Genomic DNA, 11,198 nt, shown 5'->3' with positions numbered 1-11,198 from the left:
GTCGAGCAGGGCGAGCAGCCACCGCTCCCGGCGCCGCTCGATGTACTCGGCGTCGCTGCGCCAGACCTCCCCGTGGCCCTCCGCCCAGAGCCTCGCCCAGGGCTGGACGCCACGGCCCGCCCGGTCCCGCAGGAAGTCGTGCATGGCCCGGGTCCGCGGCCCCAACAGGGGTACCAGAGCGCGCCGTTCGCCCTCGTCCAGTCCGTAGGCGTCGGCGAAGACCCGCAGCCGGGCCGCCGCGTCGACGTCGGCGCGCCGCCGGTCCGGCTGCGCCGACAACGGCAGGAAGCCGTGCAGCGCGTAGGCGAGGTCCCAGAGCCGGGTCCCCGGGGCGGCCGTGTCCCAGTCGATGAAGGACCACTGGTGCTCGGCGCCGACCACGAGGTTCCACGGGGCCAGGTCGTTGTGGGCGATGATGTCGGCGCCCTCGGGCGGCATCAGCACCTGCCAGCGGGCGTCCGGCGGGGGCGTGAAGTCCCGGACGGCGTCGTGGAACTCCCGGATCAGGCGCGCGACCCGGGCCAGCCGCTCGGCGGGGTCCAGCAGGTCGAAGCGGTCCGGCCAGACCACCCGGCCCGGCTGGTACGTCAGCACCTCGCGCCCCTGCCCGTCGAGGCCGAGCGGGCGCGGCGCCGCCCGGAACCCCGCCGCGTGCAGATGCTCCAGCAGCGCGTGCACCGCGGGCGTCCACGGCCCGGCCGGGCGCCGTACGGTGTCCCCGACGCGGACCACGCCGGCACTCGTGTTCCCGCCGGACAGCGGCTGTTCCTCCTCGCGGCTCATCCGAACAGCCCCTCCCCCAGCGTCCCGCCCGCCGGCGCGCCCGGCAGCACGTAGGCCACTGCCGAAGCCGTGTGCTCGACGAAGGCGTTGAGGGCGTCGCGCGCGGCCAGCCGGTTCTGGACGCGGGTGAACTGGGCCGGGTCGCGCATGAAGGCGCAGAACAGCAGGCCGCGGTCGCCCGGGCCGTCGTCGTAGCTGTAGCCCCGCCGCAGCATCCGGGCGCCACCGTCCAGTCGGGGGCTGGAGAGGCGGACGTGCGCGGTGGCCGGGAGGACGTACGAACCGTCCGGGTTCTTGGCGTAGATGTCCGGCTCGTCGTGCTCCGCCGTGCCGGTGAGCGGCGCGCCGTCGCCGGCCCGACGGCCCATCACCTGCTCCTGACGGTCCATGGGGAGGGCGGCGAAGGCGGCGGTGTCCATCCGGATCCGGCGGTAGACCAGCACCGTCCCGTGCTCGTGCGGCCCCGGCGGGCCCCAGACCCACTGCCCGCCCTCCGGACCGTTCGGGTTCGCCGTGCCGTCCTTGAAGCCGAACAGGTTGCGCGGCGTGGCGCCCCCGGCCGTCCGGGCCAGGAAGCCGGACTGCGTCCACCGCACCGTCGCGCCCGCCGCCCGGGCCGCCGCGCCCGCCTGCTCGGCGACCACGGACAGCGGCCAGCGGTCCGCCGCGCACAGCTGGATCACCAGGTCGCCGCCACCACGCGCCGGGTCGAGCCGGTCCCCGGGGAACTCGGGCAGCTCGGTCAGCAGGGCCGGCGGAACGTTCAGCCCCAGCCGGGCGGCGAGGCCCGGCCCGACCCCCACCAGGCTGCTGAGTCCGGCCGGTTGGCCGCCCTGCAGCCGCGCGTCCGCCGGGCTGCCGCCCGCCGCCTCGGCCAGCACCCGGGTCAGCTCGCCCAGCAGGCCGCGCAGGGCGGCCCGCCCGTCCGAGGTCGCGGCGGGCGCCAGGTCGAGGGCCAGCAGCTGGGTGGCCGGCTGCTGCGGGGACGTCACCCCGGCCTGCCGTTCGCCGTGGAAGGGCACGGCCGGCGGCTCCGGCGGCGGCACCGTCCGGCCGTGGCCGCTCCCTGGGCCGTTCCCGCCCCCCAGGGCCAGCGCCGCGGCCCCCGCGCCGAGCCCGGCGGCCACCACCGCCCCGCCCGCGATCAGGGCCCTTCGATCCACACCGCTTCTGACAGTCGGTGGCTGGTCCTGCGCCTTTCCGGTTTCGGCATGCATGAGCGACATTGGAGACGATAGAACACGCCGTATGCAAATCTTGACCACACGTCACGTTCGCTCCGCCACAGCGCCCTCACGCGGGGCCCTGGCCGTCAAGCGGCTGCCCGCCCTGCTCGCCGCCGCCGTCCTCGCCCTCTCCGGCTGTTCCTCGGGCGGCTCGTCCTCCTCCGACGCCAAGCACCCGGACGGCACGGTCATCCGCGTCCCGCAGCACTTCCCGACCATCCAGCAGGCCGTGGACGTCGCCCGCGAGGGGGACACCGTCCTGGTCGACCCGGGCACCTACCGGGAGAGCGTGCGCCTCACCAAGCCCAAGATCGTGCTGCGCGGCACCGACCGCAACACCGTGGTCCTGGACGGCGGTCTGCGGCTGATCAACGGCATCACGGCCTCCGGCCCCGGCTCGGTGGTGGAGAACCTCACCGTCCACGGCTACCTCGCCAACGGCGTGCTGTTCACCGGCGTCACCGACGAGAAGCTCCAGCAGCACGGCGCCGGCGGCTCCGCCTACGACCCGCTGGACACCGTCCGCTTCCCGGCCCTCCAGGGCTTCCGCGCCAGCAACGTCACCGCGTACAACAACGGCCTGTACGGCATCTACGCCTTCGACGCCCGCGGCGGCATCATCGAGGACTCGTACGCCTCCGGGGGCGCCGACTCCGGCATCTACGTCGGCCAGTGCAAGCCCTGCGACACCCTCGTGCGGGGCAACACCGTCGAGCGCAACGCCGTCGGCGTCGAGATCACCAACGCCTCCGACGGGCTCACCGTCGTCGGCAACCGGATCACCGGCAACCGGGTCGGGGTCACCGCCAACTCCAACGACCTCGAAGCCCTCGCCCCCCAGCACGGCGCGGTGATCGTGGGCAACGCCGTCACCGACAACAACGCCACCGACACCCCCCAGCAGGCCGACGGCGCCTACGGCATCGGCATCGGCATCGGCGGCGGCACGGGGAACCAGGTGCAGCGCAACCTGGTCCAGGGCAACCGCGCGGTCGGCATCGTCATCACCGACCCGCCCGGGCACCCGGCAAGCGGCAACCGGATCGAGGGCAACCGGGCCACCGGCAACGGCACCGACCTGGTGCTGGCCTCCGCCGACCCGGGCAACTGCTTCACCGGCAACCAGCCGGCCGTCCAGAGCCCGGACGGCCTGGAGACGCTGGCGGGCTGCGCCGTCCAGGGCCGGACCGCCCCGCCCTTCGGCCGCCCCAGCCCGGTCCAGGCGCCGCCCGGCATCCCGTTCAGCCAGGTGCCGGCCCCGCCCGCCCAGCCCTCGCTGCCGGACCCGACCGCGCCCGGCCGCCCGGCGGTCGATCTCCCGGGCCCGGTCGACCCGGGCGCCTACTCGCTGCCGGAGTCCGCGGACGCCGTCCTGAAGCACTGACCCCCGACCCCGTTCGGGCCCGCGCCCGCGCCCGCCCGACGGGTGTCACCGGTGCCCCGCCCCGCCCGCCCCGGCTGGGCGGAGCGGCCGGGCGCGGCAACTCGACTGTGCGGCATGATCGGTGCGACCGTCGGACGATCCGACGTCCGGCGCCGAGAGGGGGCCCGCCCGATGCCCGACGGCTGGACCGCCGACCTCGTCCTGGGCTGCGCCGTCCTGCTGGGCGCCTCCGTCCAGCGGCTGGCCGGCATCGGCTTCGCCCTGGTCGCCGCGCCCGTCCTGGTCCTGCTGCTCGGCCCGCGCGACGGCGTCACGCTGTCGAACCTCGCCGCCGGCGCCATCAGCGCCGTCGGTCTGCTGGGCAGCTGGCGGCAGGTCCGGCTGCCGGCGATGCTGCCGCTGATCCTCGCCGCAGCCTGCACGGTGCCGGCCGGGGCCTGGGCCGCGGCGGAGATCCCGGCACCAGGACTGCTCATCGGCATCGGGGCGCTGGTCACCCTGGCCGCCCTTCTGGTGCTGCGCGGAGTACGGGCGGCCGCGCTGCGCGGGGTCGGTGGCGCCCTGGTCGCGGGCGCCACCAGCGGGTTCATGAACTCGGCCGCCGGGGTGGGCGGCCCGGCCGTCTCCCTGTACGCCGTCAACACCGGCTGGACGGCCCGGGAGTTCCTGCCCAACGCCCAGTTCTACGGCGTGGTGGTGAACGCCTTCTCGCTGGCCGGCAAGGGCGTGCCCGCACTGTCCGGGCCCGCCTGGTGGCTGGTCGCCGCCGCGCTCGCGGGCGGCGCGGCGATCGGCCGACTGCTCGCCGGGCGGGTGCCGGAGGGCCGCGCCCGGATGGTGGTGCTGGGCCTGGCCCTGGCGGGCGGGCTGACCACCCTCGCCAAGGGCGTCCGGGGGCTCGGCTGAGCGCGCCCGGCCGGGCATCACCGTCCGGGGGCCCGGCCGGAACGGCCGAACCGGATACCCGGACAACTCAGGATCAGCCCGACACCCTTACCGACACGGACAGTTCGGGATACCCCCGGCAGTTCGGAAACCACCCGAACAGCCCTCCGCGGACATGACATACTGCGTCGGTGACCTCAGCTGACCTGGCCGCAAAGCCGTCCAAAAGCCGTCCCCAACTGGGCCGGAAGTTCAACCTGCTGTGGTCCGCGTCGGCGATCTCCTCGGTCGGCGACGGCATGCGGGACTCCGCCCTGCCGCTGCTGGCGGTGGCCGTCTCCGACTCGCCCAGCGCGGTCTCCGTGGTCTCCGTCGCCGCGTCACTGCCCTTCCTGGTGATGTCGCTGTACGGCGGAGTGCTCGCCGACCGGGCCGACCGGCGGCGGCTGATGTGGACGATCGACGGCGCGCGCGCCGTCGTCGTCCTGGGCTTCGCCGCCTGGGTCTTCCTCGCCGACCCGCCGCTGGTCGCGCTCGCCGCGCTGGCCTTCCTGCTCGGCTGCGGCGAGACGGTCTTCTCCAACGCAGCTACCTCGGCCGTCCCCGAGCTGGTCCGCCCCGACCAACTCGACGCCGCCAACGGCCGGATGCAGGCCAACATGCTGGTCGGCGGCAACCTGATCGGCCCGCTGCTCGGCTCGGTGCTGTTCGCCGTGGCCGCCGCCTACCCGTTCACGGTGGACGGCGTCTCCTTCGCGCTCGCCGCCGTCCTGGTCGCCGCCACCGGCCGCTCCACCGCCCCGCGCGCCCAGGCCGACCGCCGCCCGGTGCTCACCGAGATCCGCGAGGGCGTCGACTGGCTGGTCCACCACCGCGACGTGCGGATGCTCGCCGTGCTCTCCACCCTGGGTGCGCTGGCATGCTTCATGGGCACCACCATGATGGTCCTGATGGTCACCAAGGTCATCCACGCGCCCGCCGCCTCCTACGGCATCGTGCTCGCGGCCGGCGCCATCGGCGGCACTGCCGCCAGCACCCTGGCCGGCCGGCTCAGCCGCCTGCTCGGCCGCGGCACCCGGATCGCCCTCGCCTTCCTGCTGATGGGCGTCTCGCTGATCCTGATGGGCCTGAGCACCTCGGTGGCCGAGGTCGCCGCACTGTACGGCGTGGTCGGTTTCGGGATCGTCACCTGGAACATCCAGGCGATCTCGCTGCGCCAGCAGGCCGTACCGAAGGAACTGCTCGGCCGGGTCAACAGCTGCTACATGCTGCTGAGCCGCCTCGGCATCATGGCCGGCGCCGCCCTCAGCGGCTGGATCGCCTCCGTCGTCAGCATCCGCACCCCGCTCCTCCTCGGCGGCGGCCTGCTGCTGGTCCTGCTGGTCGCGGTGCTGTTCCTGCTCCCGCGGATGACCGCGCTGGAGGCCACCCCGGCCGCCGCCGCTCCGGACACCGAGTAGCCCCCGCCGGGGCCGCACCTTCCGCCGGACCGAGCGCGGCAGCCGGGCCGGGCGAGTGGCCTGTGCGACCGCCTCGGCGGAGTCACCCACCGCCGTCCACTGGGCGGTCCGCACCGCGAAGTCGCCCGGCGCCGCTCGCCGACCGCCTAGGAACGCTCCCCCTCGGGCTCGTTCGTCCAGGCGGCCGTGCGGGTGGTCAGGTTCTCGGGCGGCCCGCCGGCGGGTGGGGTGGCGGTCCGGGGCCGGGCGGCGGTGAGGGCGACCAGGGCCGGGGTGGCGGCGAGCGCGAGGCACAGCGGTAGTGGCAGGTGGTCGGCGAGGAGGCCGGCCAGCGCGGTGCCGGCCGAACTGCCCGCATTGAAAGCGGCGTTGACCCAGGCGCCGGCTCGGGTGCGCCGCCCGGGCCCGGCGAGTTCGTCGGTGAACAGGTAGGCGGTGGTGAGGGTCGGGGCCACGGTCAGGCCGGCCAGGGCGGCGACGGCCGCCAGGAGCGGGAGTGTCGGGGCGAGGGCGGTCAGGGCCAGCGTGCCGCCGAAGGCCGCGGTGAGGACGGCGAGCCGGACCCGGGCCGGAGCCCGCCAGTCAAGGGCGCCGAGGGCGAGACCGCCGACCGCGCTCCCTACCGCGAGCGCCCCCTCCACCCACGCGGCGTCGGCCGCCTGCCCGTGCCGCTGGGCGAAGACCACCGCCAGCAGGACGAACGCGCCGAGCCCGGCCCCGGCCCCGGCGGCAGCGGCGAGCGGCTGGCGGGTCCGGGCCAGCAGCCGCCAGGAGCGCGAACGGTCGTCGACCACACGGGAGTTCATGCGAGCGGGGGTCGGCTCGCCGCGCACCGAGGCGGCCAGGGCGAGGGCGCCGGTGAGGACGAGCGCGGCGCCCAGCACCAGTCCGAGCGCCGGGCGGTCCGTCGCCGCCGCGATCAGGCCGGCCAGCAACGGGCCGGTGACGTGCAGGAGTTCCTCGGCGACGGTGTCCAGGCTGTAGGCCCGCCGGCGCAGCTCGGGATCGGGCAGCAGGGCGCTCCACCGCGCCCGGGTGACGGGCCCGAGGGGTGGCGCGAGCACCCCGGCCGCCATGGCGAGAGCGAGCAGAGCCGGGAACGGGACGCCGGGCCGCCAGGTGGCAGCGGCCAGGCCGAGCAGCACCAGCGCGTACCCGGCCGCCATCGGCGGCAGCGCCCGGCGTGGGCCGTGGCGGTCTACCAGCCCGGCCCGGAAGGGTGAGAGCAGCACGTTGGAGGCGGCGAACAGGGCCGTCAACCAGCCGGCCCGGGCGTACGAGCCGGTCGTACCGGTGACGGCCAGCAGGAGCGCGAGCGGGACGATGCCGTAGGAGAGGCGGCCGATCAGGGCCGCACCGAAGAGCCGGACCGCGCCGGGGGTGCGCAGGACCGTCGCATAGGACGAAGACATGGAGGGGTTCCTCAAGAGCAGGCGCGCGCCGCGCGCCGGTGTACCGGGACGCCGAAGGGCCGCACCACTCGGGTGCGGTCGTTGTTCGGGGCCCTAGTCACGGGAGAGGAACACGGGGCCATGGTAGGGCATGGTCCTGCCGGATCTCGCGTGAGAAGTCGGTGGGGCCGACTTCTCACGCACGGCTGCGGCGCCGACCACGGACCCGCGTCGAGGATGCCGCGCACCAGCGGCCGGATCCGGGGCGGGCCCAGCAGCGGCACCCCCGACTCCCCATGGACATATCAACTTGCCACCTGTAGCCTCCTTCTGACAGGTCGACAGCTCAGGACCGCCGCGACGGCGCATCCCCGCTCGACCCACACCGGGTGGCACGGCAGGGCCGCGCCCCCGCCTCCGAGCCGGGCGCCGGATCGCTCCCCCGTCGATCCGGCGCCCCCTCCGGTTGTCATGCACAGGGTAGTCGCCCGGATGGTCTCTTCCGCTCGTTCGAGCATCGCGCTTGCGTCAGGCGTCGTGCTCCACCCGCTCGGCCTGCGCCCGATCCTCCCGGAGGGCTGCGATGACGGTGTCGACCGTGACGCGGATGTCGAACGGAGCGAGTTCGAAGAACTTCATGGCCTTGCCACCCTCGGAGAGCTCCAGCGCGCCGGCGACCAGGCCGGCGTGTTCGAGCCGCTCCAGGTGCATGTAGAGCAGCGGCCTGGACATGCCGAGCCGTCGGGCCAGTTCGCTGACGTGGACCCGGCCCTGCGCGAGTTCGCCGATGATCCGCAGGCGCTGGGCGTGCCCGACGGCGGCCAGCAGGGCCAGCAGTTCCGCGCTCGTCGGCACCCCCACCCTCTTCCTCCTGCCTGAAAGGTGAGACTGACAGGCGTGAACAGACACTGTCAAGACGATCAACGACCGCCGATTCCATGCCAGTTGCCCGTCAGCACGACCGAGAAGACCTCTCGGATCCGGATCGTCATCCGTCGCACCCACCACCCTCACCCGGCGGCACCGGACCAGAACGGCCCCGCCACCTGCACCGACCGGCCCAACGGAACCCCGGGGCGAAGCCGGAGGACGCCGACGTCGCCCCCGCGTCCTCCCCTGACGTCCACCACCTGAAGAACTCTTCACCCCTACAGGGGGGTTAGCCCCATGGTCCACGACTTCTCCGCCGCGATAGCTTCATGAAGTCCGCCCCGCGGTGGGGCTCGTCCAGGAACGCCTTTCAGATTTGGGGAAAGACATGCGCAAGCAGTCCGGCCGTCTCGCGTCCTTCGTCGCCCTCGTGGCGGCCGTGGGCGGTCTCAGCGCCTGCGGGCTGGCTTCCGACAACAAGTTCGACGACGACACCACGGTGGGCGAGAAGATCACCGCGGTGAGGCTCGACACCACCGCCGGCGGCGTGACCCTGCGCGGCAAGGAGGGCCTCGACAAGGTCTCCCTGCACCGGTCGGTCAGCTACCAGGACAACAAGCCGGGCGCGACGAGCCGGGTCGAGAACGGCGTCCTGGTGCTCGGCGGCTGCGGTCAGCACTGCGCGGTCACCTACACCGTCGACGTCCCCGCGGGGCTGCCGATCAGCGGCCAGACCTCCTCCGGCGCGGTCAGCCTCTCCCACGTGGGCAACGTGCAGGTCACCACCAACTCCGGGGCGGTCAACCTCGACGGGGTGAACGGCTCCACGGAGGTGAACACCACCAACGGCGCCATCACCGGGCGCGGGCTGAACGGCGACCACATCCGGGCCGAGGCCCACAACGGTGCGATCGACATCACCTCGACCAAGCCGCAGGACATCAGCGCGTCGACCTCCAACGGCGCCATCACCCTGGCCGTGCCGCCCGCCAAGTACAAGGTGTCCGCGAAGACCGGCAACGGCCACAAGGACATCGCCGTCCCGGACGACCCGTCCGGCCAGTACCAGCTCGACCTGAGCACCAGCAACGGACGCATCTCGGTCAAGCAGGCCTGACCCCTGCGGCCGCCTGTCATCCGGCGATCATCCGGGCGTCAGCAGCCTTGCCACCACCCTCGACGACGTCTTCGCCCACCTCACCGGCCACCCACCGCTGACTACTCCGTGTCGGGTACCGCCCGGTGGATCGCGGTGATCCTCTCCGCGGCGTCGAAGCCGAGCACCGGATCGGGCCGCACGGAGAGCAGGCTGGCGTAGAGCGGACGGTAGTGGGCGACTTTCCGCCCGGTCCTGCCGTCGTTCCCGAAGGCCGCCAGCAACTCACCGTCCCGGGCGGCGAATCCCGTCATGGCGGTGTGGTCGATCCACACCTCCACGCCGGAGCGGCCGAACACCAGGCTGCTCTCCTTGCTGCTGGAGCCGGTCAACCAACTGCTGCGCAGGCGGGCCGTACCCGCCTCGCCCCGGAAGCGGAAGTCCACCGCGCACCACGCGCTCGCACCACCGTCCCTCTGCCGGACGGAGGTGAGTGAAGACCTGTTGTGCCGTAACGGTGGACGACAGGCCGCTCATGAACGCGGCCCGCAGGTTCACCCGTGCCATCCCGCCTCCTCGTACGCGGCGCCCCGGAGATGCCACGTCCGCATCGGCCCGGGTGCGTGACCTGAGATACTGTCAGCTCCCCGCGAGGTCTCACAAGGAGCCGCCGGCGCGGCGGGTGCCGGGGCTACAGGCCCAGGTCGACGGCCAGGCACGAGTAGAAGTTCCAGGCGCTTTCGGGGTTGTAGGAGGCGTTGGCCGCGCCGCCCGGGCCGGTGGCCGTGCCCTCGGTCATGTCCTCGAAGCGGATGCGCTCGGGGAGCGTGCCGTAGCGCGTGTCGCGAATCGGCGGCGGGGTCGCCCGCGGGCTGCTCGGTCATGGCCACTCTCCGGATCGGCGAACACGGACGGCGCCTTCGTGGCGCCGGAGACGACTTTCAGGGTGCACTCCGAGTCATCACCCGTCAAGGTGGTGATGGGAGGTGGCGACAACACATACGCCCGTTCGCAACTCACACGTGTTCGGCCGAATCTGCACTCCCGGGCGCATTGTTGAAGATGCAAGGATCCGCCCCGACCCGGACTCGATCGATGAGTGACGCGCCGATTCCTCCAGCAGTTCCGCCACGTACGAAAAGGTGGATTGCATTACCCCGGCACCGACTGCACTGGCACCCACGCGCGGGCCACCGGCTCGCCGGCGCAGTCCGACCTTCCGCTGGCGGCCCTGAGTTACCGGGTGGTCCCGGCGTAGCGACACCTCCCGGGCCACCCCGCGCGACGCCCTCGGGCCGATGGCCGGCGCGACGGACGCGTGACCCACCGCACGGCGGCCGCACCGGACACACATGCCTCACGACCGCTCCCCGATCGATGGGCACACTCGCGACCAGTCACCATCTTGACAGGTGACGCACGCCCATGGAAATCTACCATCACCGGTCAGAGCAGTTACTTCCCGATGAGGACATCCACTGTGGCAGTCGTACGGTTCCATCTCGTCTCCACGCTCGGCACCGAGGACATCGTTTCGGTGCTGACCGACTTCAGCCCCTCCCGCGCCGAGGTCTGGCCGACGATCGACGCCGAGCACTTCGAGGTCCACGCGCTCGGCGACACCTGGGCCGAGGTCACCGAGGGGACCGCCGCCGCCTGGGAGCGCGCGCGCTACGAGTGGGAGCCGGGCGGCGACACCGTCACCGTCACCACCCTCGACTCCAAACTGTTCGGCCCCGGCGGCGGCTGGGTCTTCCGGATGACCCCTGAAAGCGACGGCACCCGGGTCGACGTCCGGCTGACGCGGCAGCCGGACACCCTCAAGGGCAGGATGCTCGCCGCGCTGCTCCCCGTCGCCGCTCCCCCGGCCCTGCGCAAGTCGTTCGCAGGGCCCCTGCGGGCGAGGTGATCCACCGCAGGAGGCGATTCCCGAAGGGGCCGACAGCACCGACTGTCGGCCCCTTCGTCATGCTCCCGGGCCCGGCCGGTGCGGACGCCGGTGCCGACTGGAGGGACGGCTGGAGGACCGTGTGTCCGGCGAACCCACCCCCGTCGGCCGACACGAAAAGGCCGACGCAAATCGGCCGACACAAAAAGGCCCTG

Annotated in this window: 10 protein-coding genes; 5 read left to right on the top strand and 5 right to left on the bottom strand. The window is 73.5% G+C overall.

Going from position 1 to position 11,198, the window contains the following annotated elements:
* Together ACFU7Y_RS29810 and ACFU7Y_RS29805 are read right to left on the bottom strand one after the other, a co-directional pair.
* On the bottom strand, positions 1–783 hold a 783-nt coding region (locus tag ACFU7Y_RS29810), incomplete at its 3' end, for a phosphotransferase enzyme family protein (protein ID WP_380770261.1).
* A complete protein-coding gene (locus ACFU7Y_RS29805; protein ID WP_380770260.1) occupies positions 780–1,946 on the bottom strand; it encodes a Dyp-type peroxidase in 1,167 nt (388 codons plus the stop codon). The genes ACFU7Y_RS29810 and ACFU7Y_RS29805, both read right to left, overlap by 4 nt.
* Positions 1,947–2,040: 94 nt before the next feature.
* Here ACFU7Y_RS29805 and ACFU7Y_RS29800 point away from each other — a divergent pair, with 94 nt between their 5' ends.
* From ACFU7Y_RS29800 to ACFU7Y_RS29790, 3 genes are all read left to right on the top strand, one after another.
* On the top strand, positions 2,041–3,393 hold the full coding sequence (locus tag ACFU7Y_RS29800; RefSeq protein ID WP_380770259.1) for a right-handed parallel beta-helix repeat-containing protein: 1,353 nt from the start codon (positions 2,041–2,043) through the stop codon (positions 3,391–3,393).
* Positions 3,394–3,564: 171 nt separating this feature from the next.
* Positions 3,565–4,299, top strand: a complete 735-nt coding sequence (locus ACFU7Y_RS29795; RefSeq protein WP_380770258.1) for a TSUP family transporter — start codon at positions 3,565–3,567, stop codon at positions 4,297–4,299.
* A 170-nt stretch (positions 4,300–4,469) separates the two neighbouring features.
* Positions 4,470–5,738 (top strand): MFS transporter, encoded by a 1,269-nt coding sequence (locus ACFU7Y_RS29790; protein ID WP_380770257.1) that lies wholly within the window; start codon positions 4,470–4,472, stop codon positions 5,736–5,738.
* Between the two features lie 146 nt (positions 5,739–5,884).
* Here the strand turns inward: ACFU7Y_RS29790 and ACFU7Y_RS29785 are convergent, their stop codons facing one another.
* Positions 5,885–7,150, bottom strand: coding sequence for an MFS transporter (locus ACFU7Y_RS29785; protein WP_380770256.1), 1,266 nt, complete (start codon positions 7,148–7,150; stop codon positions 5,885–5,887).
* A 507-nt stretch (positions 7,151–7,657) separates the two neighbouring features.
* On the bottom strand, positions 7,658–7,984 hold the full coding sequence (locus ACFU7Y_RS29780; protein ID WP_224276279.1) for a winged helix-turn-helix domain-containing protein: 327 nt from the start codon (positions 7,982–7,984) through the stop codon (positions 7,658–7,660).
* Between the two features lie 403 nt (positions 7,985–8,387).
* Between ACFU7Y_RS29780 and ACFU7Y_RS29775 the strand changes: the two genes are divergently transcribed.
* Complete coding sequence (locus ACFU7Y_RS29775; protein ID WP_224276277.1) at positions 8,388–9,116, top strand: DUF4097 family beta strand repeat-containing protein; 729 nt, start codon at positions 8,388–8,390, stop codon at positions 9,114–9,116.
* A gap of 101 nt (positions 9,117–9,217) precedes the next feature.
* Here ACFU7Y_RS29775 and ACFU7Y_RS29770 read toward each other — a convergent pair whose 3' ends face one another.
* Positions 9,218–9,541 (bottom strand): hypothetical protein, encoded by a 324-nt coding sequence (locus ACFU7Y_RS29770; protein ID WP_380770255.1) that lies wholly within the window; start codon positions 9,539–9,541, stop codon positions 9,218–9,220.
* Between the two features lie 1,034 nt (positions 9,542–10,575).
* Here ACFU7Y_RS29770 and ACFU7Y_RS29765 point away from each other — a divergent pair.
* Positions 10,576–11,004, top strand: coding sequence for a hypothetical protein (locus tag ACFU7Y_RS29765; RefSeq protein ID WP_380770254.1), 429 nt, complete (start codon positions 10,576–10,578; stop codon positions 11,002–11,004).
* The last annotated feature ends 194 nt before the right edge of the window (positions 11,005–11,198 follow it).

It is taken from the genome of Kitasatospora sp. NPDC057542 (genome assembly GCF_042801945.1).
In the GTDB taxonomy this organism is placed as follows: Bacteria; Actinomycetota; Actinomycetes; order Streptomycetales; family Streptomycetaceae; genus Kitasatospora.
The sequence above is the reverse complement of the archived record's forward strand: the minus strand, read 5'-3'. Positions and strand labels throughout refer to the sequence as shown.